The 24,893-nt window shown below is 73.7% G+C and carries 23 protein-coding genes; 6 read left to right on the forward strand and 17 right to left on the reverse strand.

The genetic code is table 11. The annotated features are described in order from the left end of the window. Positions 1 to 21: 21 nt before the first annotated feature. The gene (locus tag C593_RS0101710) at positions 22 to 579 is read left to right on the forward strand and encodes a PPA1309 family protein (protein WP_026277261.1); all 558 of its coding nucleotides are present in this window, start codon (positions 22 to 24) and stop codon (positions 577 to 579) included. 88 nt (positions 580 to 667) lie between these two features. Here the strand turns inward: C593_RS0101710 and C593_RS0101715 are convergent, their stop codons facing one another. The 4 genes from C593_RS0101715 to C593_RS0101730 form a co-directional block, all read right to left on the reverse strand. After that, positions 668 to 1,756, reverse strand: a complete 1,089-nt coding sequence (locus tag C593_RS0101715) for a YlbL family protein (protein ID WP_018845579.1) — start codon at positions 1,754 to 1,756, stop codon at positions 668 to 670. Positions 1,757 to 1,855: 99 nt separating this feature from the next. Further along, a complete protein-coding gene (locus tag C593_RS33210; protein ID WP_018845580.1) occupies positions 1,856 to 2,032 on the reverse strand; it encodes a hypothetical protein in 177 nt (58 codons plus the stop codon). A 271-nt stretch (positions 2,033 to 2,303) separates the two neighbouring features. Next, a complete protein-coding gene (locus C593_RS0101725) occupies positions 2,304 to 2,783 on the reverse strand; it encodes a molybdopterin synthase catalytic subunit (RefSeq protein WP_018845581.1) in 480 nt (159 codons plus the stop codon). Between the two features lie 121 nt (positions 2,784 to 2,904). After that, positions 2,905 to 4,017, reverse strand: a complete 1,113-nt coding sequence (locus C593_RS0101730; protein ID WP_026277262.1) for an SDR family oxidoreductase — start codon at positions 4,015 to 4,017, stop codon at positions 2,905 to 2,907. A gap of 215 nt (positions 4,018 to 4,232) precedes the next feature. Between C593_RS0101730 and C593_RS0101735 the strand changes: the two genes are divergently transcribed. Together C593_RS0101735 and C593_RS0101740 are read left to right on the forward strand one after the other, a co-directional pair. After that, positions 4,233 to 5,729, forward strand: a complete 1,497-nt coding sequence (locus C593_RS0101735; RefSeq protein WP_018845583.1) for a zinc-dependent metalloprotease — start codon at positions 4,233 to 4,235, stop codon at positions 5,727 to 5,729. Next, on the forward strand, positions 5,726 to 6,259 hold the full coding sequence (locus C593_RS0101740) for an NUDIX hydrolase (RefSeq protein WP_018845584.1): 534 nt from the start codon (positions 5,726 to 5,728) through the stop codon (positions 6,257 to 6,259). The genes C593_RS0101735 and C593_RS0101740 overlap by 4 nt, the downstream gene beginning before the upstream one ends. 70 nt (positions 6,260 to 6,329) lie before the next feature. Here C593_RS0101740 and C593_RS0101745 read toward each other — a convergent pair whose 3' ends face one another. The 4 genes from C593_RS0101745 to C593_RS0101760 form a co-directional block, all read right to left on the reverse strand. Then, positions 6,330 to 7,085, reverse strand: a complete 756-nt coding sequence (locus tag C593_RS0101745; protein WP_018845585.1) for an AIM24 family protein — start codon at positions 7,083 to 7,085, stop codon at positions 6,330 to 6,332. An 18-nt stretch (positions 7,086 to 7,103) separates the two neighbouring features. Next, positions 7,104 to 7,784 carry an AIM24 family protein gene (locus C593_RS0101750; RefSeq protein WP_018845586.1) on the reverse strand — a complete coding sequence of 227 codons (681 nt, stop codon included), beginning with the start codon at positions 7,782 to 7,784 and terminating at the stop codon, positions 7,104 to 7,106. Between the two features lie 13 nt (positions 7,785 to 7,797). Further along, positions 7,798 to 9,453 carry a TerD family protein gene (locus C593_RS0101755; protein ID WP_018845587.1) on the reverse strand — a complete coding sequence of 552 codons (1,656 nt, stop codon included), beginning with the start codon at positions 9,451 to 9,453 and terminating at the stop codon, positions 7,798 to 7,800. Positions 9,454 to 9,680: 227 nt separating this feature from the next. Continuing rightward, the gene (locus C593_RS0101760; RefSeq protein WP_018845588.1) at positions 9,681 to 10,304 is read right to left on the reverse strand and encodes a M48 metallopeptidase family protein; all 624 of its coding nucleotides are present in this window, start codon (positions 10,302 to 10,304) and stop codon (positions 9,681 to 9,683) included. 222 nt (positions 10,305 to 10,526) lie between these two features. On the opposite strand from C593_RS0101760, the gene C593_RS0101765 reads away from it, so the two are divergent. Both C593_RS0101765 and C593_RS28600 read left to right on the forward strand, forming a co-directional pair. Then, positions 10,527 to 11,711 carry a TOMM precursor leader peptide-binding protein gene (locus tag C593_RS0101765; protein WP_018845589.1) on the forward strand — a complete coding sequence of 395 codons (1,185 nt, stop codon included), beginning with the start codon at positions 10,527 to 10,529 and terminating at the stop codon, positions 11,709 to 11,711. 63 nt (positions 11,712 to 11,774) lie between these two features. Further along, positions 11,775 to 13,244 carry an ABC1 kinase family protein gene (locus C593_RS28600; protein WP_018845590.1) on the forward strand — a complete coding sequence of 490 codons (1,470 nt, stop codon included), beginning with the start codon at positions 11,775 to 11,777 and terminating at the stop codon, positions 13,242 to 13,244. On the opposite strand, the gene C593_RS31200 is transcribed toward C593_RS28600, so the two are convergent. The 5 genes from C593_RS31200 to C593_RS0101790 form a co-directional block, all read right to left on the reverse strand. Next, positions 13,204 to 13,470: a hypothetical protein gene (locus C593_RS31200; RefSeq protein WP_078521095.1), complete on the reverse strand. Its 267-nt coding sequence runs from the start codon at positions 13,468 to 13,470 to the stop codon at positions 13,204 to 13,206. The two genes, C593_RS28600 and C593_RS31200, sit on opposite strands and share 41 nt — an antisense overlap. Before the next feature lie 93 nt (positions 13,471 to 13,563). Next, on the reverse strand, positions 13,564 to 13,890 hold the full coding sequence (locus C593_RS0101775) for a hypothetical protein (RefSeq protein WP_018845591.1): 327 nt from the start codon (positions 13,888 to 13,890) through the stop codon (positions 13,564 to 13,566). Next, positions 13,887 to 14,255, reverse strand: a complete 369-nt coding sequence (locus tag C593_RS0101780; RefSeq protein WP_018845592.1) for a WhiB family transcriptional regulator — start codon at positions 14,253 to 14,255, stop codon at positions 13,887 to 13,889. Before C593_RS0101780 ends, C593_RS0101775 begins: the two co-directional genes overlap by 4 nt. A gap of 170 nt (positions 14,256 to 14,425) precedes the next feature. Then, positions 14,426 to 14,764, reverse strand: a complete 339-nt coding sequence (locus C593_RS0101785; RefSeq protein ID WP_018845593.1) for a hypothetical protein — start codon at positions 14,762 to 14,764, stop codon at positions 14,426 to 14,428. A gap of 162 nt (positions 14,765 to 14,926) precedes the next feature. After that, positions 14,927 to 17,104 (reverse strand): ATP-dependent DNA helicase UvrD2, encoded by a 2,178-nt coding sequence (locus C593_RS0101790; RefSeq protein ID WP_199789977.1) that lies wholly within the window; start codon positions 17,102 to 17,104, stop codon positions 14,927 to 14,929. Positions 17,105 to 17,268: 164 nt separating this feature from the next. On the opposite strand from C593_RS0101790, the gene C593_RS0101795 reads away from it, so the two are divergent. Next, entirely contained in the window at positions 17,269 to 17,511 is a 243-nt protein-coding gene (locus C593_RS0101795; RefSeq protein WP_018845595.1) for a mycoredoxin, read from the forward strand. A gap of 32 nt (positions 17,512 to 17,543) precedes the next feature. Here C593_RS0101795 and nudC read toward each other — a convergent pair whose 3' ends face one another. From nudC to C593_RS30835, 4 genes are all read right to left on the reverse strand, one after another. Continuing rightward, positions 17,544 to 18,494 carry an NAD(+) diphosphatase gene (gene nudC / locus C593_RS0101800; protein ID WP_018845596.1) on the reverse strand — a complete coding sequence of 317 codons (951 nt, stop codon included), beginning with the start codon at positions 18,492 to 18,494 and terminating at the stop codon, positions 17,544 to 17,546. 138 nt (positions 18,495 to 18,632) lie between these two features. After that, positions 18,633 to 20,054 carry a dipeptidase gene (locus C593_RS0101805; protein WP_018845597.1) on the reverse strand — a complete coding sequence of 474 codons (1,422 nt, stop codon included), beginning with the start codon at positions 20,052 to 20,054 and terminating at the stop codon, positions 18,633 to 18,635. 10 nt (positions 20,055 to 20,064) lie between these two features. After that, entirely contained in the window at positions 20,065 to 23,661 is a 3,597-nt protein-coding gene (locus tag C593_RS0101810; RefSeq protein WP_018845598.1) for an ATP-dependent DNA helicase, read from the reverse strand. 152 nt (positions 23,662 to 23,813) lie between these two features. Beyond that, a complete protein-coding gene (locus C593_RS30835) occupies positions 23,814 to 24,839 on the reverse strand; it encodes a hypothetical protein (protein ID WP_018845599.1) in 1,026 nt (341 codons plus the stop codon). Positions 24,840 to 24,893 lie beyond the last annotated feature (54 nt).

Consider the following 24,893-nt stretch of genomic DNA (forward strand, 5'->3'; position numbering starts at 1 on the left):
GAAGGAGGCAGGATGTTCGCCATGTCCAACGTTTCCCCCTCCGGCCCCCCGATGGCCGCGAATCCCCTCACCCGTGCCGTGCTGGAGATCGACGAGTACGCGTCCGGTATCGGCTGGGACCAGCCCGCCCGGCTCTTCGCCCTCGTCGACACCGCCCGGCTGCGCGCCCAGGAACCCGGTCTCGCCGCCCAGCTCGGCATCGACGAGGGGGACGCGGCCGCCGCCCTGACCCCCGTCGAGCAGGACGAGATCCCGGCAGGCACGGCGCTGGACGAGTTCCTCGCCACCGTCGCCTGGCCCGAGGCAGTGGCCGGCTGCGCGCTGACCGTGGAGCGGCTGATGCTTCCGCCGAGCGCGGAGGACTCCGTTCCGGCAGGTCTCGACGGCAACGCGCTCACCGACTGGGTGGCCTCCCACCCGGACCGCCAGGAGGTGCGGATGACGGTGGGGGTGCTGCGCGACGGCTCCCGGGAGTCGGCGCTGCGGCTGCGCGAGAAGGACTCGCCGAACGAGGTGCTGACGGGCGCCGGCCTGGTCCCGGGGCTCGCCGAGGCGCTTGCCGCGACCTTCGAGGACTGAGCCGCCGGGCACGCCCCGGCCGGGCCGCCACTCACCGGCCACCCGCCGCGCGGCCCGGCTCACGGGTCGCGGGCGGGGCCCCGGCGGGTCAGCCGGTGGTGCAGGCGGGCAGGCCCGCCGTGTCGCCCTTGCTGATCTTCTCCAGGGACCGTTTGGCGTCGTCGATGGTGTCGACCTTGACCAGGTTCAGCCCGTCCGGGATGTCGGAGGCGGCGCTCGCGCAGTTGGCGCTGGGCGTCAGGAAGTACTCGGCGCCCGCCTTCCGCGCGCCGACGAGCTTCATCTCGATGCCGCCGATCGGCCCGACCTTGCCCGCGTCGTCGATGGTGCCCGTGCCCGCGACGAACTTCCCGCCGGTCAGATCGCCGGGGGTCAGCTTGTCGACGATGCCGAGGGAGAACATCAGGCCCGCGCTGGGCCCGCCCACATCGGCGAGGTGGATGTCGATCGTGAACGGGAAGGTGTGGTCCGTCCCGGCCTGGATGCCGACGATCGCCCGGTCGTCGTCCTCGGCCTTGACCGTCTTCACGGTGACCTTCCGCGTGGTCTGCGGCTCCCGCCCGGCCTTCTCGGCCGCGGCGGCCTCCTTGGCGGGCACGATCGTGAAGTCGACCGGCTCCCCGGGCTTCCGCTCGACCACCTGCTCGGCGACGTCCCCGGGCTCCTCGATGCGCACGCCGTCCACGGCCCGGATCACGTCCCCGGCGTGCAGCCGGCCCTCGGCCGGCGACCCCTTGACCACGGTGGCGACGACGACCCGGGACTTCACCGGGATGTCCAGCTCGCGCAGGGCGGCGACCTTGGCGCTCTCCTGCGACTGACTGAACTCCTCCGCGTTCTCCTGGGTCGACTGCTCCTCCGTCTTGCCGTCCGGATAGAGCGTCTCGTGCGGCACCACGACGCTGTCGTGCGCGATCCAGCCGTACATCGCCTCGAACAGGTTCATCCGGTAGTCCGCGCCGGTCACCCGGACCGTGGTCATGTTGAGGTGACCGGTCGTGGGGAACGTCTCGCGGCCGGAGATCTGGAGCACCGGCTCGCCGGCCGCGGAGCCCAGGGTGTTCACGGTGGGCCCGGGGGACATCTCCGCGTAGGGGACCTTGAAGAACACACCCGCGCAGAGCAGCGCGATGAAGACGAGGGTGGAGGCGAGCATCGTCGCGGTGCGGCGTGGCATGGAACGACAGTACGGGAAGAGCCTGTGCGGGCACTGCCGGGGCCGGTCCGTACGGGCCCGGCAGTGCCTGTCGGGAGGGACGCGGCCGGGACGCGGCGGTCAGTTCCGGACGGCGTCCGTGCCGGAACCCGCCTTCTCCATGGCATCACGGAACCGGGCGTAGCCGGCGAGTTCGGCGACATCCCCGCTCGTACGGTTGCGCGAAGCCCAGCCGGCCCATATCGCCGCACCGACAGCAGCGAAAAGCGGAATCAGCAACCACGCCAGAACTGCCATCGCGACCTCCCTACCCCATGAGTGAAAGCGACTGAGTGATCAGCAGATTAGTCATCCGCGAGATCAACGCTCACCGCAGGGGTGGGGTTACGCAAATCGGGGCGGATGGGGTCCGAGGAGGTTTCAACGAAGCGTCAGGTACGACGACCACCGCCCTCAAGGAGGCACTACGCGCCCACCCGCCCTCCCGTCACCCGACCACCACCCCTCAAGGAGGCGCTACGCGCCCACCCGCCCTCCCGTCACCCGACCACCACCCCTCAAGGAGGCGCTACGCGCCCACCCACTCTTCCGTACCGTCGGAGAAGGTCTGGTGCTTCCAGATGGGGACCTCGTGCTTGAGGTCGTCGATGAGCTTGCGGCAGGCCTCGAACGCCTCCCCCCGGTGCGGGCAGGAGACGGCGACGACCACCGCGAGGTCACCCACACGGAGGTCACCCACTCGGTGGACCGCGGCCAGGGCCCGGACCGGGTACGCGGCGGCGACCTTCTCCGCGATCCGGCGCATCTCCGCCTCAACGCTGGGGTGGCAGGAGTAGCCGAGGGCGTCCACGTCCGACCCGCCGTCGTGATCGCGCACGGTGCCGACGAAGAGGGCCGTGCCGCCGGCCGCGTCGTCGCCGACCGCCGCGAACACCTCGTCGACCGAGAGCGGGGTCTCACGGACGGCGATCAGGCGGACGGGATCGGGGGCGCCCCGCTCGCCGGGATGGTCGGACTGCTCACCGGGGTGATCGTGCACAGGTGCCATACGGCCATCGTGCCGTACCGCGCGGGGCACGCGAAAGGGCCGCTCCCACGGTTCGCGCGCCCGGCCCTTGGAGCCTCCTACAGAGTCGGGGCCGGGCACGGACCGGGGCCGGGCACGGCCGTCAGATCCGGCGGCGGGCCTTCCGCGCACGCCGCACCAGCGCCGCCGTGCCCAGCAGCGCCACCGTCGCGCCCGCGGCCCCCGCCGCCGTGGCGTCCTTGCGGCCCAGCCGCCGCCCCGCCACGGTGTGCCGGCCCTCGACCTCCTCCAGCAGGGCGGTCAGCACCTCCTCGTTGGTACGGCTCGGCCGCCAGCCCGCGTCGTGCAGCCGGCTCACGCTGACCACCCACGGGTGCATCGTGTAGGCGAGGTCCCCGGCCGGCGACGGCGTCAGCCCGATCCGGTGCAGCCGCGCCGCCGCGCCGAGCGCGACCGCCGAGGGCAGCTCCATGCGCCGGATGCCGCTCAGCTCCTCGACCTGCTCCTGCTCCAGCCAGCCGTCACAGCCGACCGCGAACTCGCCGTCGACCTTCTCCAGGGCCGCGTACTCCAGCGCGCTGACCAGGTCGTCGACATGGCAGAACTGCCAGGTGGGACGAGATCCGGCCACCACGAGCAGCCGGGGCGACTCGAAGTACCGGGTGAGGGCGGTGTCGGTACCGCCGACCAGGACGGCGGGGCGCACCACGGTGACGTTCAGACCCGGGTGCGCGCGCGGTGCCCTGCGCGCGAGCCGCTCGATCTCCAGCAGGTCGCCGACACCGGTCGCCTCGGCCGTGGCCCGCAGCTCCGCGTCCTCGGAGAGCGGGATGTCGTTGTCCGGCAGGGCCCCGTAGACCATCGCCGACGTGCACAGGACGACCCGGTGGACCCCGGCCGCCGCGGCCGCCGTCAGCACCGTCTGCGTACCGCGGACGTTGTACGCGGTACGGGCCGCCGGGTCCGACTCCAGATCGAGGTCGAGCGCGAGGTGCACCACGACGTCGGCGCCGCGGAGCTTCTCCGCGATGACGGGGTCCCGGACGTCGAGGACGTGCCAGTGAGCCTCGGGAACCTCGCCCCGGCGCTCGTCGATGGCGACGACCTGTCTGATCTCGTCTGACGCGGCGAGGCGCCTCACGAGCAGGTCTCCCACGCCCGTCGCGGCACCGGTGACCGCGACGACGGGGCCGCGCCCCGTCGCCGGGGTTGAGTGGTTTCGCGCTGCGCGAACCTGCGGATCTGGGGAACTCACCAGGCGTCTCCAGCGGTTGTCTTCAGTACGCAAGCGAATGACCCCTGCGCACCAGGTGACGTCCATCCTGCCGCAGGCCGCCGTCCGGCGGGGCACCGAGCCCGTACGCGGCGCCGTGCCGCAGCCGCCGGGCCTCCCGGCCGCTTAGGCTGGGTGGTGTTGTCAGGCAGTCGCCGTCGGCCGACAGCCGACGGCCCTACGAGCCGAGGAAACCCGTGAGTGACACCCCATTCGGATTCGGCCTTCCGCCGGAGGAGCCGGAGCACGGCGACGAGGGCAAGAAGAAGAATCCCGGCGGAGGTGACCAGGGCTCCGGCGGGTCCCCGGGCAACCCCTTCGGGTTCGGGCTCGGCGGGGGCGGCGGTGACAACCCCTTCGCCGCGATGTTCGGCGCCATGAACCCGAACGACCTCGGCGCGGCCTTCCAGCAGCTCGGGCAGATGCTGAGCTACGAGGGCGGCCCGGTGAACTGGGACATGGCCAAGCAGATCGCCCGCCAGACGGTCTCCCAGGGCACCCCGGACGGTACCAAGGACGCCAGCGTCGGCCCGTTGGACCGCACCGCGGTCGAGGAGGCCGTGCGCCTGGCCGACCTCTGGCTGGACGGCGTGACCTCCCTGCCGTCCGGGGCGAGCACGGCCGTCGCGTGGAGCCGCGCCGAGTGGGTCGAGGCGACCCTGCCCGCGTGGAAGCAGCTCGTGGACCCGGTGGCCGAGCGGGTCGGCGTCGCCATGGGCGACGTACTGCCCGAGGAGATGCAGGCCATGGCAGGCCCGCTGCTCGGCATGATGCGGTCCATGGGCGGGGCCATGTTCGGTCAGCAGATCGGGCAGGCCGTCGGGGTGCTGGCGGGCGAGGTGGTCGGGTCGACCGACATCGGCCTGCCGCTCGGCCCGGCCGGCAAGGCAGCCCTCCTCCCGCTCAACGTGGAGAAGCTCGGCAAGGACCTCGGCGTCCCCAAGGAGGAGGTGCGGCTCTACCTCGCCCTGCGGGAGGCCGCGCACCAGCGCCTCTTCGCCCATGTCCCGTGGCTGCGCTCGCACCTCTTCGGCGCCGTCGAGGGGTACGCGCGCGGGATCAAGGTCGACACCGGCAAGCTGGAGGACGTGGTCGGCCAGTTCGACCCGACCCACCCGGAGCAGCTCCAGGAGGCCCTTCAGCAGGGCATGTTCCAACCGGAGGACACCCCGGAGCAGAAGGCCGCCCTGGCCAGGCTGGAGACGGCGCTCGCGCTGGTCGAGGGATGGGTCGACGCGGTGGTCCACGAGGCGGCCTCGTCCCGGCTGTCCTCGGCGAGCGCCCTGCGGGAGACCCTGCGCCGCCGCCGTGCCTCCGGCGGGCCGGCCGAGCAGACCTTCGCCACCCTGATCGGGCTCCAGCTCCGCCCCCGCCGTCTGCGGGACGCCTCCCGGCTGTGGGCCTCGCTGACGGACGCGCGGGGCCTGGAGGGCCGTGACGCCCTCTGGGAGCACCCGGACATGCTGCCGACCGCGACCGACCTCGACGACCCGGACGGCTTCGTCCACCGAGAGCAGCTCGACTTCTCCGAGCTGGACAAGATGCTCGGCGAGGCGGCGTCCCCCAAGGCACCCAAGGCACCCGGGACTCCCAGGGCTTCCGGGGCTCCGGAGGCCCAGGAGAGCGGCACGGACGCCGAGGACGACGGAGGCAAGGACGGCTCCGCGGACGGCAAGGGCGACACCGGCACGTGAGTCTCCACGAGGACGCGGTCCTGGTGCTCAAGGGCTACCGGGGCCGCGACGACGAGCAGGCCGCGCTGCGGGACGCCTATCTCGACCATCTCGCCGCCCACCCCGACGGGATGTGGAAGTCCTGCCACGCGGGGCACCTCACCGCGAGCGCGCTGGTGATCGACCCGGAGCGCGGCCGGGTGCTGCTGACCCTGCACAGGAAGCTGAACATGTGGCTCCAGATGGGCGGCCACTGCGAGCCCGGTGACGTGGCCCTGGCCGCGGCCGCCCTGCGGGAGGCGACGGAGGAGTCCGGTGTCCCGGGCCTCACCCTGCTCCCCGGCGGGCCCGTCACCCTGGACCGCCACCCGATCCCCGCGCCCTGCCACTGGCATCTGGACGTGCAGTACGCGGCCCTCGCCCCGCCCGGGGCCACCGAGGCGATCAGCGAGGAGTCGCTGGATCTGCGCTGGTTTGGCTACGAGGAGGTCGCGGGAGTCGCCGACGCCTCGGTCGTCCGGCTGCTGGAGCGGACCCTGGCGGTGCTGTGACCCGTGTGACGGGAGGGGCGGGGTGGTCGCGTGACCACCCCGCCCCCGTCGTCGGCGGCTTACGTGACGGTCAGCTCCAGGCGTTGTTCTGGTTCTGGGCGTGCGAGCCGTGCTGGCCGACGCCGAACTGCGCCCGGACCCCCTGACCGAGGTCGGCGTTCTGCGGGGGCATGACCTCGCTCGGCTGCACCAGGGCGAAGCCCTGGCCGAGGAAGCTCAGCTCCCAGCCCTCCCCCGTGTTTCCGCGGCGGCGGCGCACGTTGGTGGAGTGCGTCTGGGCCTGCATCTGCACCCGCAGCCCGGACGACCAGGCGACGATCGCGTCGGCGTCGGCGTTGACGTACTTGTCGGGCGTGACCTGCATCATCAGGGGCTGGCCCGAGGTCATCAGCGCGACCTTGCCCCGGCCGGAGATGTTGAGCTGGTACTTGCCCGAGCCGGAGATGCCGTACTGGCTGTCCACCGCGATGACCTCGGTGTGCAGGGCGGAGTCGAGCGCCAGGACATAGGCGCTGTCGACCGTCATGCCCTCCTGGTCCACGTCGACGACATGGATGTACTGCGCGAGGTTGGCGAAGTAGACGGTGCCCTGCCCGGAGCAGCGCATCAGGTCCAGGCCCTCGCCCGTGCGGGCGCGCGCCCGGCGCTGCGAGGAGGTCTGGTACTCACCGTCGAAGTCGACCAGGCCCTGGTAGGCGACCATGGCGCCCTTGCGGGCGAGGACGTCCTCCTGCCCGCTGAGGGCGACCCGCAGGAGCTGCGGGTTCTGGACGACGTACCGCTCCTGGGACTGCTGCTCGGTGTGGCCGAAAAGCGAACTCTGCATGATGTGTTCCCGCTCCCCTCAGCCCCGCACGCGCAGGCGGTCGGTGCTGTCCTCGCTCGGCTGTACGACGACGATGCCCTGGCCCGAGAAGGCCATCTGGTACGCCTCGCCGCTGCCCCGCCCGATCAGGGAGGACGCCTTGAAGCTGCGCTTCCCCTTGACCTTGAGGTTCGGGGACCAGGCGACCAGGGCGTCCGGGTCGACGTAGGTCTCGTCCTCGCCACGGCCGCAGTCGACGACGATCGGCGTGCCGCGCGAGGTGAGCGCGACCCAGCCGGTGCCAGCGATCTCGACGTTCCACAGGCCCTGGCCGGCGAGCTTGGCGAGGCCCTTGACCTTCTCCACGCCCCACTGGAGGTGCGCGTCGAAGGCGAGGAGGTTGGAGCCGTTGACCGACAGGGAGTCGTTGTTGAGGTTGATCACGACCACGTCGGCGCCGTAGTCGGCGAGATAGAGCAGCCCGTCGCCGGAGCACTTCATGATCGGGGCGCCCTCGCCGGTCACCCACTGGGAGGCGATCTGGCGGACGGCGGGCGGGTTGGGCTCGTACTGGACGAAGCCCTCGTAGGCGACCATGGAGCCGGTGCGCGCGTAGAGGTCCTGGCCGGTGGCCATGGCGACCTTGAGCATGGCGCGGCCGTGGTTCTCCATCCGGGCCGCGAGGGGTGTCGGGGCGTAGCCCGCGAGTTGCTGGTTCATTCTCCGGGCTCCCTCAGACCTCGTAGGGCTGGACGACGATGAAGTTTCCGGGGGCGCCCCGGAACTGGAGGTTCACGGTCTCCCCGCTGTGGCCCGGGTACGCGTTGCGGCGCAGTCGGACCTGGCTGGAGAGGATGACCTGCGAGGCGGCGGACCAGGCGACGACCGCGTTGCAGTCGGCGAAGGTCGTGGGCGTGACCGGCAGGACGACGGGGACGCCGTGCGTCTTGACGACGACGGTGCCCGTGCCGTGGAACAGCATCGTGAACAGGGCACCGCCGGGGATGCCGTGGCCCTCGATGCGGCGGACCTCGTACTGGAGGGTCTCGTCGAAGGCGAGGACGTTCTCGGCGGAGACGCAGATGCCGTCGCCCTGGAGGTCGATCTGGTGCAGATGGGAGCCGTCCTCGGCGAGGAAGACCTGGCCGCGGCCGGTGCAGCGCATGAGCTGCATCTCCTGGCCCGTGGCGTTGCCGACGATGCGGCCGCTGAACCCTGCGCCCTTGTAGCTGAAGTCGACCTTGCCCTGGTACATCACCATGCTGCCCTGCCGGGCCAGCACCGGGGTGCCGCCCATGGTCAGGTCGACCCGCATGAGCTGCTGGTTCTGCGGGGTCCAGCGCTGCCCGGTGGGCGTCTCGCGGTACGCCTGGAGGGCCGCCTGGAGCCCGGGGCCTGCCTGGGGCGCACCCTGCGGGACGCCTGCGGGCGGGGCTCCGGGCGGCTGCTGACCGTACGGGCCCGGGGCCTGCGGGGCCTGCTGACCGAACGGCGCGGCGGGCGGCGGGACCTGGCCGCCGTGACCCTGGCCGGGGAACTGCCCGGGCGGCTGCTGGCCCGGGACCTGGCCGAACGGGGGCTGCTGGGGACCGCCCGGCGGCTGCCCGTACGGTGCGGGGGCCGGCGGCGGCACGGTGCCGGCCGCGGGCGTCGCCATGGGAGCGGCCATCGTGGGCGCCCTGTGCATCTGCGGGCCGGGAGCGGCGGGCTGCGGGGCCGGGGCCGCGGGGGCGCCGAAGGCGGGCGGCGGTTGGGGTGCCTGCGGGGCCGGGGGCGTCTGCGGGGCGCCGAAGGCGGGCGGCGGCGCGGGCGCGGCGAACGCCGGGGGCGCGGCCGGGGCCTGCTGGGGCGCGGGCTCCTCCTCGGCCACCTCGCCGCCGAAGTTCTTCAGCAGCGCCTCCAGTCCGCCGTCGAAGCCCTGGCCGATGGCGGCGAAGCGCCACACGTCCTTGAGGTAGAAGTCGCCGAGCATCAGCGCCCGCTCCGTGCTGAACTCCGAGCCGTCGAACGCGTACCGGACGACCTCCTCGCCGCCGGCCACGATCCGGATGTACCCCGGGCCGATCTGCGACATCTGCCCGGCGCCGTCGATCGTGGCGGTGAAGGAGAGCTTGTGGATGCTCGCCGGAATACGGTCCAGCGTGACGCGGAACGACTCGGTGTCGCCCGCCTGCGCGCCGAGGAGCTGCACGGACTCCTCGGGCGACTTCGGCTGGTTGAAGAAAATGAAGTAACGGTCGTCGGAGAGCTGCTCGTTGGCGTCGAGACCGAAACAGCTGATGTCGAACGTCAGCCCGGGAGCGGAGATCTGCACGCCGACGTACAGATCCGTTCCCGGAGTGAGATCACTGATCCTGGCCTTGTGGCCGCGCTGGAATTCCCTGGCCATACGTGACGACCGTCCCCCATCCCGAAAGCTGATTGCGTCGCGTCAGGCTATCCGCTGCGGACGACATTGAGCCAAGCCGGTACACATTCGGTACAGGACCGTCGCCCCCGTGAGGGCGTCGTCACACAGCGCGTGGAGGCGTCGGCGTGAGTCACCGCCGTGGCGTCCGCGTCGGCGAGAGTCACCGCCGTGGCGTCCGCGTCGCCCACCGCGCTGAGGCGGACGCGTCAGTCCTCGGCCGCCGCGGCGTGCGGGAGGCGGCCCGCCGCGACCACGCCCTCCAGATAGCCGCGGGCGCGCTCGGTGCGCGGGTACGCCTCCAGCAGCCTCCAGAACCGGGGGCCGTGGCCCGGCACCAGCAGATGGGCCAGCTCGTGCAGGAGCACGTAGTCGACCACGTACTCGGGCATGCCCTGGAGGCGGTGGGAGAGGCGGATGCTGCCCTCGGCCGGGGTGCAGGAGCCCCAGCGGGTGTTCTGGTTGGTCACCCAGCGCACGGAGGCCGGCTTGGCGCGGCCCTCGAAGTACTGGGCGGACAGCCGCTCCGCGCGCTCGGCCAGCTCCTCGTCGCCGAGGACCCGCTTGCTCTCCTGCGCGGCGAGCTTGTCGAGCATCACCCCGACCCAGCGCCGCTCCTCGGCCTCCGACATCCGGGCCGGGATGAGGACGATGGTGCGGTCGCCCTCGCGGTAGGCGGAGACCGTCCTGCTGCGCCGGGCGCTCCTGCGGACCTCGACCGCGCTCGCGGCGGTCCCGCGGGGCGGGTGACGTGTCGCGTTTCGCTGCGTGCTTCCCGCGCCGCGCGCTGAGGTCTCCCCCGAGGTGAGCCGGGTGGACGGGTCGACGGGCACGCGCCCGACGTTACCTGCTGTTCCGGTGGGAAGTCCCGCCCCCGGCGCCCGTTCCCGCGCGTTCCCCTCCATCGCTGCACGATTTGAACGACTAATACCCCATGCCTGTGGACAACTTTTCACACGGCTCACGGCCGAACGGCATTCTGACAACGGATCGGGAACCGAAGATCCAATTCCCGGGGACCCCCGGGAACCACGGGGAACGGAACGGGGGACGATATGCGTCCGATGATGAAGCCCGCACTGCGGCGGGCATGGCGGGACCGGCAGTCGGTCCAGTTCGGGGTGACACCGGAACGGGCGATGACCGTCGGGCCGCTGGACACGGCGACGGGCTCGCTCGTCGACCTGCTCGACGGCACACGGGGCATGGAGCTGCTGCGCGCCGAGGCCCGCGCCCGGGGGCTTCCCGAGGGCCGGGCGGACGCCCTGGTCCGCCGGCTCGCCGACGCCGGGCTGCTCGACGACACCGGGCCCGCCACGACTCCCGCCGCCGGTGCGCTGCGCGGCCGGGCGGCGGCCGTGGAGCGGCTGCGGCCCGACCTGGCGTCGCTCTCCCTGGTCCATCCCGAACCGGGCGGCGCCTTCGCGCGGATGGGCGGGCGCAGATCGGCCCGGGTCCTGGTGCGCGGGGCCGGGCGGGTCGGCGCGGCGATCGCCGCCACCCTCTCCGCGGCCGGGATCGGGCAGGTGGAGGTCCGGGACGGCGGCGTCACCGAGCCGGGGGACACCGCGCCCGGCGGGATCGGCCCGGAGGAGACGGGCGAACGGCGGGACGCGGCCGCCCGGCGGCTGGTGCGCCGTTCGGCCCCGGACCGCCCGCCCCGCGCCACCCCCGGCGGGGCCGGTGCCAGTGCCGGGGCCGGGGCCGGGGTTCGGGAGCCGTGCCTCTCACTGGTGGTGGTCGCACCGCGTGACGGCCTCGGCGCCTACGCCCCGGACCCGGTGATCGCTCAGGGCTGGGTCGCCGGCGGAATCCCCCACCTGTACGCGGGGGTGGTCGAGGCGACCGGCGTGGTGGGGCCGCTGGTACTGCCCGGGGCCACACCGTGCGCCGAGTGCCTGGAGCGGACACGCACCGAACGGGACCCGGCCAGGGGGATGCTGCTGGCGCAGTGGCGCTCGGGCGGCCGCCGGGCGGTTCCGCCGGCCTGCGACACCGCTCTCGCCTCGGCCGTCGCGGGCCTGGCCGCCTGCCACGCCCTGTCCTTCGTCGACGGTGACCTGCCGGGGAGCACCGGGGCCCGGTGGGAGGTGTCCCTGCCGGCCGGCGGCTGGCGGCGGGAGAAGGTGGCCGCCCACCCCGACTGCCTGTGCGGCGCATCGCGCGCCGGCGGGGAGGCGCACCCCGGGAGCGACCGCGCCTCGGCCCGCCGGGAGGCGCAGGGGACAATGGCCGGGTGACCGCCGTCAACGGGCCCGTCCCGCACGGCGCATGCGACAGCCGACTGGGACTTGGAGGGGCGTATGTCTGATCTTCCCCGGAAGGCGGTCACGAGGACCGCCAAGCTGGCAGCACTGCCGCTCGGTATCGCCGGGCGGGCGACCTGGGGCCTCGGCAGACGGATCGGCGGCAAGTCCGCGGAGATCGTGGCACGGGAGCTGCAACAGCGCACCGCGGAGCAGCTGTTCAAGGTCCTGGGGGAGCTGAAGGGCGGTGCGATGAAGTTCGGGCAGGCCCTGTCCGTCTTCGAGTCCGCCCTCCCGGAGGAGGTCGCCGGGCCGTACCGGGCCGCCCTGACGAAGCTTCAGGACGCGGCTCCCCCGATGCCGACCCGGACCGTGCACGGGGTGCTCGCGGAGCGGCTGGGCGAAAAGTGGCGGGAGCTGTTCCTCGCCTTCGAGGACAAGCCGTCCGCCGCCGCGTCCATCGGCCAGGTGCACCGGGCGGTCTGGCACGACGGGCGGGAGGTCGCCGTCAAGGTCCAGTACCCGGGGGCCGGCGAGGCCCTGCTGTCGGATCTCGCCCAACTGAGCCGCTTCGCACGGCTGCTGGGGCCGCTGATCCCCGGTATGGATGTGAAGCCGCTGATCACTGAGCTGCGGGACCGGGTGGCTGAGGAACTGGACTACGAACTGGAGGCGGAGGCCCAGCGCGCGCACGCGGCGGAGTTCGCCGGCGATCCCGATGTCCTCGTCCCGGACGTCGTGCACGACTGCGAGCAGGTGCTGATCACGGAGTGGATCGACGGGACGCCGCTGGCCGAGGTCATCAACGAGGGAACACCCGAGGAGCGCGACCGGGCCGGGCTGCTCCTCGCCCGGTTCCTGTTCTCCGGTCCCGCGCGCACCGGGCTCCTGCACGCGGACCCCCACCCGGGGAACTTCCGCCTGCTGCCCGGCGAGGACGGGGCGGGAGCGCGGCTGGGAGTGCTGGACTTCGGGACGGTGGACCGGCTGCCCGGCGGGCTGCCACCGACCATCGGCCACTGCCTGCGGATGACGCTCGACGGGGAGGCCGACGCCGTCTACCGGCTGCTGTGCGAGGAGGGCTTCGTCAAGGAGACCATCGATCTCGACCCGGACGCGGTGCTGGACTACCTGCTGCCGATCATCGAGCCGGCCGAGGCGGAGGAGTTCACCTTCACCCGCGGCTGGATGCGGACACAGGCGGCGCGGATAGCGGATGTCCGCTCCCCCGCGCACCAGTTGGGGAAGCAGCTGAACCTGCCTCCCGCCTATCTGCTCATCCACCGGGTGACGCTGAGCACCATCGGTGTGCTCTGCCAGCTCAACGCGTCGGTGCGGTTGCGCGAGGAGCTGGAGACCTGGCTTCCCGGCTTCCTCGCCCCCGAGGCCGAAACCGAAGCCCGGGCCGACGCCGGCGCCGGGGACTCGGCCCCGGACGCGGAGGCCGGGGCCGGGGACCCCGCCCCGGACGCGGAAGCCGGGGCCGCTACCACCACGACGAGTCCAGTCGCCCCTCGATCGACCTGATGTTGTCCCGGGCGCACCCCTCGCAGAGATGGCGGCGGACGCCGTCCTCCACCGAGCAGGTCCAGGTGACGGGGGTGCCCTCGGCCACCGCGCCGCAGCGGGAGCACACGGTCGCGGCGGGCGTCTCCGTCTCCCCGGGCGCCTCGGGCGCGGGCTCCCCTGGAGCCCCGGAAGTGCCGGCGCCCTCGTCCGGCCGTCCGGTGGGAGGCGTCCTGTCCTGGTCCACCCGGCGACGATACCCCGCGGCCGCGCGGGCGGACGGGGAACACCCCGCGGGGGCCGGTCCGTTCGGACCGGCCCCCGCGGGGTGTTGCGGCGGTCAGTTCATGACCGCCATGGCCAGGGCGCGGCGGGCACGCATCGACACGCGCTCCGCGCGACGCTGCATACGCCGGGCGGCGACCAGGCGCAGCGCCTGGCGTTCCGCGTCGGCTTCACGCCGACGCTCGTGCATATGCGCACGTGCCAGGGCTTCGGGGATGAGTTGCATTTCGCGGGTCCTGTTCTGACGCGAGGTGTTCGCGTCGCGGGTGGTGGTGACGTCTGAAATCGCGGAGCCGTTCGGCTCGCCGGCGGACGAGGTCATCGGAGCCTGCTTCTGGGGGTCGTGCGTGACGGGTCGGTCGATGGTTCCGGTGGCGTTCATGCCGCGACCGGGTTCTTGCGCGGACGGCCACGCGGCCGCTTGCGGGCGACGACCACACCCTGGACGAAAAGCTCTCCGCCCCAGACACCCCACGGCTCACGCCGCTCCTTGGCGCCGGCAAGGCAGGCCTCGACCAGCGGGCAGGTACGGCAGAGGGACTTGGCGTACTCGACGTCCGCGGGCGACTCGGCGAAGAAGACCTCCGGGTCGTAGGAGCGGCACGGTACGGGGACGCCGAGGTTCTCGATGGCGTCGTCGAGCGCGGTCAGCGCGGTGAGGGGAGTCAAGGCGGTTTCCTCGGTCGGTGCGGGCGGAGCGGGGGTCTCGGTGAGCGGTACGGACGGGGCGTGCGCTTCGAGTTGCACGGTGGGTGATTCCTCGTCTGGTCGTGCCGGCCGGTCGGCCGGTTCTGCTGCTGGTACCGGGTGGTGCTGGTCCCCGAGGCCCCTCGTTCCGTCTCCCGTTGGGGAAAACAGAAGGGCCGCGGATCCCGGGTGGGGTTCCGCGGCCCTGAAGGCGCCTGCCTGATGGTGGATCAGGCTGGATGACTCCAGGGTTCGAGCCCGCGGAAGGCCCACATCGTGTGGTGCTGCGTCGTCTGCTTCGTCTCGGCACTGGCCGCCGCAAAGGCATAGGCCGGGGCCTGCGCCGCTGCTACTCCTGCTTCCAGTGCCTTGGTCGGTCGCTCATTGCGCTCCCGGACGGGGAGGCCGGTCGGCAGGGACGCCGGGAGGACGGCGGCGATGCCGGGCATACCGGTGCCGGACAGACCGGTGCCCTGGAACGCGGCGGAGAAGCCGAGCGAGCAGAGGGAAGCGACCGAGAGATCGGTCATTTTGGCGGTGCTGACGAAGCTGGTCTCGATGCTGATCACTGGAATCGCCTCCTCTCGGCGTCTCGGGGACCGGCGTGCCGGTCACACTCTGCGGACAAGTAGAGCACGAGGACAGGGCTTCGAAGAAGCCGCTGTTCTCGTGGTTAAGAACCTATGGGGCTTGCCCAGGCGGGCGCAAACTATTTTTCCGACGAGTTTCCATCAGTCGTCCTCGGCGCCGCCCGCAAGCTCCTCACCAGCACAGATGGCCAGCACATCGGCTCCGAAACGGTCCAGCTTGCGGCTGCCCACACCGGAGATCCCCGCCAGCTCGCCCTCGCTGCCCGGCACCGCCTCCGCGATCGCCATCAGCGTCTTGTCGGTGAAGACGCAGTAGGCGGGCTGCCCGAGCTCCTTCGCCTGCTCCGAGCGCCACTCGCGCAGCCGCTCGTACAGCGCCTCGTCCATGTCCGAGGGGCAGTCCTCGCAGCGCATCAGCTTCATCTCGCCGGCGTCCGTCAGCGTCTTGCCGCAGACCCGGCACAGCACCGGCCCCCGGCGCTTGCGGCGGCCGCCGGAGCCGCGCTCGACCCCGCCGGATCCCCCGGCCCCGCCCCGGGAGCCGGGAGCCGGGGAACCGGGCCGCAGGCCGTTGAGGAAGCGGCTCGGGCGGCGGGAGGCCCGCCCGCCGGGCGAACGGGAGAGCGCCCAGGACAGCGAGAGGTGGAGCCGGGCCCGGGTGACCCCGACGTAGAGCAGCCGGCGCTCCTCCTCGACCTGCTCGTCCGTCTTGGCGTAGGTGATCGGCATCATGCCCTCGGTGAGGCCGACCAGGAAGACCGCGTCCCACTCCAGGCCCTTGGCCGAGTGGAGGGAGGCGAGGGTGACGCCCTGCACCGTGGGGGCGTGCTGGGCGGCGGCCCGCTCGTCCAGCTCGGCCACCAGGTCGCCCAGGGTCGCCCCCGGCCTGGCCCGGGCGAAGTCCTCGGCGAGGCGCACCAGCGCGGCGAGCGACTCCCAGCGGTCCCGCACGGCACCGGACCCGGCGGGCGGCTCGGTGGTCCAGCCCTTGGTGGACAGGACGGCGCGCACCTGGGCGGGCAGGTCCTCGGCCTCGTCGAGAAGGGCGTCGTTCGCCCCGGCGCGGGCGGCGCCGCGCAGGGCGACACCCGCCTCGCGGACCTCCGGCCGCTCGAAGAAGCGCTCCGCGCCCCGCAGCTGGTAGGGCACGCCCGCGTCGGCCAGGGCCTGCTCGTAGACCTCGGACTGGGCGTTGACCCGGTAGAGGACGGCGATCTCGCCCGCCGGGACGCCCGCCGCGATCAGGTCCCGGACCCGGCGGGCGGTGCCCTCGGCCTCGGCGGGCTCGTCGCCGTACTCGGTGTAGACCGGCTCGGGGCCGGCGTCGCGCTGGGAGATCAGCTCCAGGCGGTGCTCGGCGGCCCGGCCGCGCGCCTGGGAGAGCAGCCCGTTGGCCAGGTGCACGACCTGGGGGGTGGAGCGGTAGTCCCGGACGAGCTTGACGACGGTGGCGCCCGGGTGACGGGTGCGGAAGTTCAGCAGGTGGTCGGGGGTCGCGCCGGTGAAGGAGTAGATCGTCTGGCTGGCGTCCCCGACGACGCAGAGGCTCTCCCGGTCGCCGAGCCACAGCTCCAGCAGACGCTGCTGGAGGGGGCTGACGTCCTGGTACTCGTCGACCACGAAGTGCTGGTACTGACGGCGGACGTGGTCGGCGATGTCGTGCCGGTCCTGGAGGATGCCCACCGTGAGCAGCAGGACGTCCTCGAAGTCGATGGCGGAGCGGTCCCGCTTGAGCTGCTCGTACATGCCGTAGATCTGGCCGACCTCCGCCGGGTCGCGGGGGGCGTCGCGCAGGGACTTGGCGACGGCGGCCGGGTAGTCCGCGGGGACGGTCTGGGTGACCTTGGCCCACTCGATCTCGCTGGTGACATCGCGCAGCTCGTTGCGGTCCAGGCGGATGCGGCAGCGGGCCGCGGCCTCGGCGACGAGCTGGATCTTGCGCTCCAGCAGCCGCGGCAGCTCCCCGCCGACCGCCTTCGGCCAGAAGTACTGGAGCTGGCGCAGCGCGGCGGAGTGGAAGGTGCGCGCCTGGACACCGCCCGCGCCGAGCTGGCGCAGCCGGCCGCGCATCTCGCCCGCCGCGCGGTTGGTGAAGGTGACCGCGAGCACACTGGCGGGCGGGAGTATCCCCGCGCGCACCCCGTAGGCGATGCGGTGGGTGATGGCGCGCGTCTTGCCCGTGCCGGCTCCGGCCAGCACGCACACCGGGCCGTGCAGGGCGGTCGCGACCTCGCGCTGCTCGGGGTCGAGCCCGTCGAGCACCGCGTCGGCCGTCTCGGGGGCCTGCGGGAACAGAGAGGAGTGCGTTGCTGCTGTCACCCCGCCATGCTGCCAGGTCCGGTGGGACGGGTGCGCCGGGTTGTCCACAGGTGGCCCGGTTCTTCATACCGGCGGTGCGGGAATCGCGCGGGCGTCCCGTACGTTCTACGTCCCGGCGGGCCGACACCGAGAAGCCCCACCGACGAGCGAGGAGCGCAGAGACGATGCAGGGCACCGTGACGATGTACAGCACCACCTGGTGCGGGTACTGCCGCCGGCTGAAGAGCCAGATGGACCGCGAGGGCATCGCCTACACCGAGGTCAACATCGAGCTGGACCCGGAGTCGGCCGCGTTCGTCGAGAAGGCCAACGGGGGCAACCAGACGGTCCCGACCGTCCTGTTCGCAGACGGTTCGACGCTGACGAACCCCTCGCTGGCCCAGGTCAAGCAGAAGATCGGCGTCTGAGGGACGAGGTCCGGATCGGCCGGCGCCGCGGCTCAGGTCACGTCGCCCGGCTTGGGCAGCGGCTTGCCGTACCAGAGCTCGACGAGGCGGGCCGCGATCGAGATGCCGTAGGGAGGCAGCACCTCCCCGGACTCGAACGCGGCCCGCAGCTCCTCCCGGGAGAACCAGCGCGCCTCGTGGATCTCCTCCCCGTCCACGTCGATCTCCGAGGAAGTGGCGCGGGCGATGAAGCCGAGCATCAGGCTGGACGGGAAGGGCCACGGCTGGCTGGCCACATAGCTGACCTCTCCCACCGAGACGCCCACCTCCTCGCGCACCTCGCGCCGCACCGACTGCTCGATGGACTCGCCCGGTTCGACGAAGCCGGCCAGCGTGGAGAAGCGGCCCTCCGGCCAGTGCACCTGGCGGCCCAGCAGGGCGCGGTCCTCGTCGTCCGTGACCAGCATGATCACGGCCGGGTCGGTGCGCGGGTAGTGCTCCGCGCCGCATGCCTGGCAGCGGCGGATGTGCCCGGCGGCCGCGATCACGGTCCGCTCGCCGCAGCGGGAGCAGAAGCGGTGCAGCCGCTGCCAGTTCTCCAGCGCCACGGCGTGCACCAGCAGACCGGCGTCCCGCGGGGACAGCAGCAGCCCCGCCTCGCGCAGCCCGGCGGGGCGGGCGGACTGGTCCATCCGCCCCGGCAGGGAGTCCTTCTGGAGGGCGAAGTAGCGCACCCCGTCCTCGTCGGTGCCGAGGAAGTAGCGGTGCGTCTCGGTGAGCGGCGCCTCGAAGGCCGGGGTCATGACCAGTTCGGTGCGGCCGTCGGGGGTGTCGTCGATCAGGGCCTGGCCGCCGGAGACCACGAAGACGCGGGTCGTGGGGTGGCTCCACGCCGCCGCCAGCCATGCCTCGTCCAGACGGTTGTGCGCCTCGCGGTCGATCCCGCTCGGCGCGGTCAGACCGATCGGGCGGTCCCAGGCGGCGTAGCTCTCGGTGCTGCTCACGGTGTTCTTCCAACTCCCCCGGTGCGGAATGGCTGTCGGGTCCGGTGCGGATGGCGGTGGGTCCGGTGGGGATGGCGGCGGGGCGGTCCGGCGGCGCCGCCGGGCGGGTGGACGGCCGGCGGGGCGTCCGCCCGGGCGTCAGGCGTCCGGGCCGCCGCCGGTCCCGCGCAGGGTGCCGGCCAGGTCCTCCCACAGGTGTGCCGAGGCTTCCACGCCCTTGAGCAGCAGGTCGAGTTCGACCTTCTCGTTCGGTGCGTGCCAGCCGTCGGACGGCACCGAGATGCCGAGGAAGAGGACGGGGGCGCCCAGCACGTCCTGGAGGTCGGCGGCGGGGCCCGAGCCGCCCTCCCGGGTGAAGCGGATCTTCTCGCCGTCGAAGGCGCGGCCCATGGCCCGGACGACCGACCGGAGCGCCGGGTGGTCCAGCGGGGTCAGACAGGGGCGGGTCGCGGCGCTGAACGTGATCCGGTGCCGGATGCCGGCGGGGACCCGCTCGGCCACCCAGTCGGCCACCGCCCGCTCGATCTTCCTCGGTTCCTGGCCGGCGACCAGCCGGAAGGACAGCTTCACCGTCGCCGAGGCGGGGACGATCGTCTTGCCCCCGGCGCCCTGGTACCCGCCGCCGATCCCGTTGACCTCGGCCGTGGGGCGGGCCCACAGGCGCTCCAGAGTGGTCCAGCCGTGCTCGCCGAGGGTGGCGCGGGAGTGGGCCGTGCGCAGCCAGGACTCCTCATCGAAGGGCAGTTCGGCGAAGAGTTGCCGTTCGGCGTCGGTCAGCGGCGGGATGCCGTCGTAGAAGCCGGGCACGGTGACGCGCTCGTCCTGGTCGTGCAGGGCCGCCACGAGGCGGGCGGCGACGGTGGCGGGGTTGGGGACCGCGCCGCCGAACGAGCCTGAGTGGATGTCCTGGCCGGGGCCCTCGAAGGTGATCTCGCACTCGGCGAGGCCGCGCATGCCGGTGCAGACGGTGGGGGTGGTCTCGGACCACATACCGGTGTCGGAGACGATCACGGCGTCGGCGGCGAGCCGGCCTGCGTGCTGTTCGACGAGGTCGCGGAAGTGCGGGGAGCCCGACTCCTCCTCGCCCTCGATCAGCAGCTTGAGGGTGACGGCGGGCGCGGTGCGGCCGGTGGCGGCGAGGTGGGCGCGGACGCCGAGTGTGTGGAAGAACACCTGGCCCTTGTCGTCGGCGGCGCCCCGCGCGTACAGCCGGTTGCCGGTGACCACCGGGTCGAAGGGGTCGGTGTCCCAGCCGTCCTCGCGGGCGGCGGGCTGGACGTCGTGGTGGCCGTAGACCAGGACGGTGGGCGCGTGCCGGTCCTCGGCGGGCCACTCGGCGTAGACGGCGGGCGCGCCGGGGGTCTCCCAGATCTCGGCGACCGGGAAGCCCGTCTCCCGCAGTGCGGCGGCCAGCCAGTCGGCGCTGCGCCGCACATCGCCGGCGTGCTCGGGCTGGGCCGACACGGACGGGATGCGCAGCCACTCGACCAGCTCGTCGACGAAGGCCGCGCTGTGCTGCCGGATGTACGTGCGGACGGCGCTGTCCGGGGTCTCGCTCATGCTCACGAGCCTAACGGGCGCCGCGGGCGGGCCGGCCGGGTGTCCCGCCCAGCAGGACGCGCTCCAGGGCCTCGCGGTCCGGCAGGTCCGGGGGCCGGACCACCTCGCCGGTGCGCACGAAGACGAACGCGGCGGTGACCGCCTCCAGCGGGACGCCCTGCTGTGCGGCCCAGGCCAGGCGGTAGACGGCGAGCTGGAGGGGGTCGGCCCGGCCGTCCCGGGCGGTTTTCCAGTCCACGATCTCGTACGCGGGGCCCTCGTAGGCGGGGCGCTCGTGCGCGGGGCCGGAGCCGGCGTACGCGGAGCCGGGGCCGGCGTCGCCGGTGCCGGACGCTCCGGTCTCCGTGCGGTAGACCGCGTCGATCCGGCCCCGCACCACGCGTCCGGCCAGGGTGAACTGGAAGGGCGCCTCGACCCGGTACGGCGTGCGCCGGGCGTACGCGGTGCGCGCGAACGCCTCCTTGAGCGCGGCCAGGTCCTGCTCGTCGGCGATGTCGTGGCCGTCGGCCGCGTCCGGGCCGCCGGCGCCGGGCAGCTCGTCCGGGCCGAGCATGGGCAGGGGCACCTCCTCGAAGCGCGACTCGACCCAGGCGTGGAAGCGGGTGCCGCGCCGGGCCGCCCGGTGCGGTGGCCGGGGCATGGGGCGGGCCAGGTCGCGGGCGAAGCCGTCGGGGTCGGCGGCGAGGCGGAGCAGCTGCGAGGCTGAGAGGGAGCGCGGGAGTTCGACGTCCCGGACGGTGGCGCGGGCGCGGCGCAGTTCGCCGGTGAGGGCGTCCAGGTCGCGGTCCCAGGAGTCGAGGACCCGGGCCTCCTCCGGGGTGAGGGGTACGGCCGGGGCGTGCGGTTCGGGCGGGGTGGCGGGCGCGGTCTCCTGGGGCGGGGCCGGGGGCTGGTGGGGGACGGCGGCGGCCGGGGCGGCGGGCAAGTCCTCGGGCTCCTCGCCCCGGGGGCCGTCGTGCGGGTCGTCGTACTCGTCGTCGTACTCGTCGTCGAAGGGGTCGTCGAAGGGCGGCGGGGGCTCCTCCTCGGGCGGGGCCTCCTCGGGCCAGGCCCAGTCGGCGTGGTCCGCAGCCTCCGGCGCCCGGTCGTCCGACGCCGACGCCGACGCCAGATGGGCGAGTACCGTCGCGGCGGCGGCCCGGCGGCGGGCCAGGGAGGCCGGGTCGAGGGGCAGCGGCCAGGCCAGGTCGGCGCCCCGCTCCCGCAGCGCCGGGTTCTCCGCGTCCTCCTCGGGCTCCTCCGCCCAGACCTCGATCTCGCCGTGCCCCCGGGCGCAGTGGTCGTACAGGGCCCGGAGGAAGGCGGAGGGGCCCCGGCGGCGCTTCTGGTCGGGACCCCACCAGTGCCCGGACCCGAGGAGGAGGGACCGGGGCCGGGTGAAGGTCACATAGCCGAGGCGGAGTTCCTCGGTGTGCTGGTGCTCCTTCATCGCCGCCTTGAAGTCCTTCATCCCGGGGGCGTCCCAGCCGGCGACGGCCGGCAGGGTCTCCGCGTCGCCGCGCAGGGCGTGCGGGAGTACCTGGGGCTGTGAGGTCCAGGACTCGCGGGCGCGGTCGCTGGGGAACTGCTTGGCGACCAGGCCGGGGACGGCGACGACGTCCCATTCGAGGCCCTTGGATTTGTGCGCGGTGAGCACCTTGACGGTGTTCTCGCCGCCGGGGAGGGCGTTGTCGAGGCCCTTCTCGTACTGGGCGGCCGTGCGCAGGAAGCCGAGGAAGGCGAGGAGGGTCGTTGCGCCGTCCAGGGCGGCGAAGGAGGCGGCGATGTCCAGGAAGTTGGCCAGGGTCTCGCGGCGGCGGGCGGCCAGCGCGTGCGGGGAGGCGGACAGCTCGACGTCCAGGCCGGTGGCGGCCAGCACCCGGTGGAGCACGTCCATCAGCGGGTCGGCGAGCGAACGGCGCAGCTCGCGCAGCTCGGCGGCGAGGCGCGCGAAGCGGACCCGGGCCTCGGCGGAGAACGGCAGTCCGTCGTCTTGGGCCGCGCCGCCGCCCGCCTCCAGGAAGGTGTCCAGGGCGTCCGCGAGGGAGATGATCTCGGCCGGGTCGGTGCCCTCCACGGCGGCGGCGAGACGGCGCTCGGGGTCGTCGTCGCCGTCCGGCCGGTGGACCAGGAGGCGGGCCCGCCGCCCGAGGAGGGCCAGGTCCCGGTGGCCGATCCGCCAGCGGGGGCCGGTCAGCAGCCGGACGAGGGAGGCGTTGGCCCCCGGGTCCTGGAGGACCTCGCAGACGGCGACCAGGTCCGCGACCTCCGGCAGGTGCAGCAGCCCGGAGAGGCCGACGACCTCCACGGGGACGTCCCGGGCGACCAGGGCGCCCTGGATCTCGGGGAAGTCGCGGGCCGTGCGGCACAGGACGGCGATCTCCCCGGGCGCCTTGCCGGTGCGCACCAGGTGGGCGATGGAGTCGGCCAGCCAGGCGATCTCCTCGGCGTGCGTGGGCAGCAGGGCGCAGCGCACGACGCCGTCCCGCTCGGCGCCGGGGGCGGGGCGCAGGGCCTCGACACCCTGGTGCATGGCGCGCAGCGGGGTGGCGAGGCCGTTGGCGAGTGCGAGGAGGCGGCCGCCGCTGCGGCGGTTCTCGCTGAGCGCGAAGCGGGTCGCGGGGGTGCCGTCGGCGTGCGGGAAGTGCCGTGGGAAGTCGTCGAGGTTGGCCACGGAGGCCCCGCGCCAGCCGTAGATCGCCTGGCAGGGGTCGCCGACGGCGGTGACGGCGTGACCGGTGCCCTGGCCGAACAGCCCGGAGAGCATCAGGCGCTGGGCCACGGAGGTGTCCTGGTACTCGTCGAGCAGGACGACCCGGAACTCGTCGCGCAGGGCCGTGCCCACCTCGGGACGGGTGAGGGCCAGTTCGGCGGAGAGGGCGATCTGGTCGCCGAAGTCGAGCAGGTCGCGCTCGCTCTTGGCGGTGCGGTAGCGGACGGTGAGGTCGAGGAGTTCCCGGCGGGCCCGGGCCGTCTCCGGGACCTTGCGCAGGTCGGGGTTGCCGAGCTTCGCCCCGGCGAGGGCGGTGAGCAGTCCGGCGTCGTGGCGGTCGAGGGCCTCGGGGCGGACCAGGTGCTCGGCGAGTTCGGCGTCGAGGGCGAGGACGTCGCTGACCAGGGTCGGGAAGGACCGGGTCAGGGCCGGGTACGGTCCGGGGGCCTCGCGCAGCACGCGGGCGGCGAGCTGGTAGCGGGTGGCGTCGGCGAGCAGCCGGGCGCTGGGCTCCAGACCGATGCGCAGCCCGTGGTCGGTGAGGAGCTGCCCGGCGAAGGCGTGGTACGTCGAGATCCGGGGCTCGCCACCCACCGCGTCGGCCCCGGAGCCGTCGGCGGGCAGCGCGTCCGGGTCGGTCACCCCGGCCCGGACGAGGGCGGTCCGGACGCGCTCGGCGAGTTCGGCGGCGGCCTTGTTGGTGAAGGTGAGCCCGAGGACCTGCTCCGGGGCGACCTGTCCGGTGCCGACGAGCCACACCACACGGGCCGCCATGACCGTCGTCTTCCCCGACCCGGCCCCGGCCACGATGACCTGCGGCGCGGGCGGCGCGGTGATGCAGGCCGTCTGCTCCGGGGTGAAGGGGATGCCGAGGAGCTCCTTGAGCTGCTCGGGGTCGGTGATGCGCGCGGTCACCGGAAGAGGCTAACGGGGAGCACGGACAGGGGGGCGGGGGGCGGGGGTCGCCCGGGGCGGAGCCGGTGGCCGTCCGGCGGGGGCCGGGACTCGGCCGGGACCGCGGCCGCGCGGACCCCGCGGCCCGCCGGGCGGCAGGGGGTCGCGCCGGGTCAGGACGTGGCGGCGTCGTCCGCCCGGCTGCCCGCGTTGAACCCCGTGTCGCCGCCCGTGTCCGGGTCGGACTCGGGGTCGGGCTCCGGGGAGAGCTCGGGGTCCGGCCACGGCTCCGGGGCGGTTGAGGCGTCCGGGTCCGCATCCGGGTCCGCGTCGCCGAGCAGCCCCTCCAGGTCCACGATCTCGCCGGCGGGGGGCGCGGTCACGGCGACCGGCTTGCCGTAGTCCGAGAACGTGACACCGCCGGGCTCCTCGCCCCCCGCCCTGACGACCTTCAGGAGATACGGTTCGCCCTCCTGCGCGACATATGCGGTCACCGTCGCCGAACCGTTTCGCTTCACAAGGGTGGTCGCCCGCGCGCCGCCGACCGTGCCGTCCCGCCCCAGGGTCAGGCCGGTGCTCATCGCGCCGGCGTTCTTCAGCCCGGCGAGCATCTCGTCCAGTTCGCACAGCCCGCGCAGATCCTCCACGGCCCCGGCCGGGAGCTTGACCCAGCGGTCCTTCACCAGCTCGACCACCGCGTCACCGCTCTCGTCGTCCGGGGAGGCGGAGGGGCGGGCGCTCATCGCGGCGCGCCAGAAGGCGTCGTCGCCGTTCATATAGACGACCTCGCCCAGCCGCCGGACTTCGGCCCGACCGTCCTGGACACCGAGGCGACCGGTGCAGTCGGCGCGGGAGTCCATCGCGAGGTCCACCGTGACCAGGTCGCCCCCGCTCTCGATCTCGCCCTTCATCCGCAGCGAGGGCGCCTGCTCGGTGGCCGCGACCGCGCGGTCCGCGATCTGGTCCGCGCTCAGGCCGCGGAACGGCCCCGCCGTGGCGCCGTCCGTGGCCGCCGCGGGGACCTTGCGCTCTCCCGCGCCGCCGCCCGCCTCGGCCCCGCCCCCGGAACAGCCCGCCAGCACGGCCCCGGCGCAGACGCAGACGAGTGCCGCCGCCGCGGCCCGGGCCGCGGGGCGCGCCGCCGTGGCCGTCGTCTTCGGCGTGGTCCCGGCCGGCCGGGACGTCCTGGTTGCCGCCATGTGTCAACTCCCATGAAGATCCGCAGCCGGGGGCGCGTTGGCTGCTGTGGACCC

The sequence above is a fragment of the Streptomyces sp. CNT372 genome (genome assembly GCF_000377145.1).

What these genes read in the sequence shown, in the direction of transcription:
- C593_RS0101795 (WP_018845595.1), top strand. Translation starts at nt 17,269, where the DNA reads ATGCAGGGCACCGTGACGATGTACAGCACCACCTGGTGCGGGTACTGC.
- C593_RS0101725 (WP_018845581.1), bottom strand. Translation starts at nt 2,783, where the DNA reads ATGGCACCTGTGCACGATCACCCCGGTGAGCAGTCCGACCATCCCGGC.
- C593_RS0101710 (WP_026277261.1), top strand. Translation starts at nt 22, where the DNA reads ATGTCCAACGTTTCCCCCTCCGGCCCCCCGATGGCCGCGAATCCCCTC.
- C593_RS0101745 (WP_018845585.1), bottom strand. Translation starts at nt 7,085, where the DNA reads ATGCAGAGTTCGCTTTTCGGCCACACCGAGCAGCAGTCCCAGGAGCGG.
- C593_RS0101765 (WP_018845589.1), top strand. Translation starts at nt 10,527, where the DNA reads ATGCGTCCGATGATGAAGCCCGCACTGCGGCGGGCATGGCGGGACCGG.
- C593_RS0101715 (WP_018845579.1), bottom strand. Translation starts at nt 1,756, where the DNA reads ATGCCACGCCGCACCGCGACGATGCTCGCCTCCACCCTCGTCTTCATC.
- C593_RS33210 (WP_018845580.1), bottom strand. Translation starts at nt 2,032, where the DNA reads ATGGCAGTTCTGGCGTGGTTGCTGATTCCGCTTTTCGCTGCTGTCGGT.
- C593_RS0101750 (WP_018845586.1), bottom strand. Translation starts at nt 7,784, where the DNA reads ATGAACCAGCAACTCGCGGGCTACGCCCCGACACCCCTCGCGGCCCGG.
- C593_RS0101775 (WP_018845591.1), bottom strand. Translation starts at nt 13,890, where the DNA reads ATGAACGCCACCGGAACCATCGACCGACCCGTCACGCACGACCCCCAG.
- C593_RS28600 (WP_018845590.1), top strand. Translation starts at nt 11,775, where the DNA reads ATGTCTGATCTTCCCCGGAAGGCGGTCACGAGGACCGCCAAGCTGGCA.
- C593_RS0101755 (WP_018845587.1), bottom strand. Translation starts at nt 9,453, where the DNA reads ATGGCCAGGGAATTCCAGCGCGGCCACAAGGCCAGGATCAGTGATCTC.
- C593_RS30835 (WP_018845599.1), bottom strand. Translation starts at nt 24,839, where the DNA reads ATGGCGGCAACCAGGACGTCCCGGCCGGCCGGGACCACGCCGAAGACG.
- C593_RS0101805 (WP_018845597.1), bottom strand. Translation starts at nt 20,054, where the DNA reads ATGAGCGAGACCCCGGACAGCGCCGTCCGCACGTACATCCGGCAGCAC.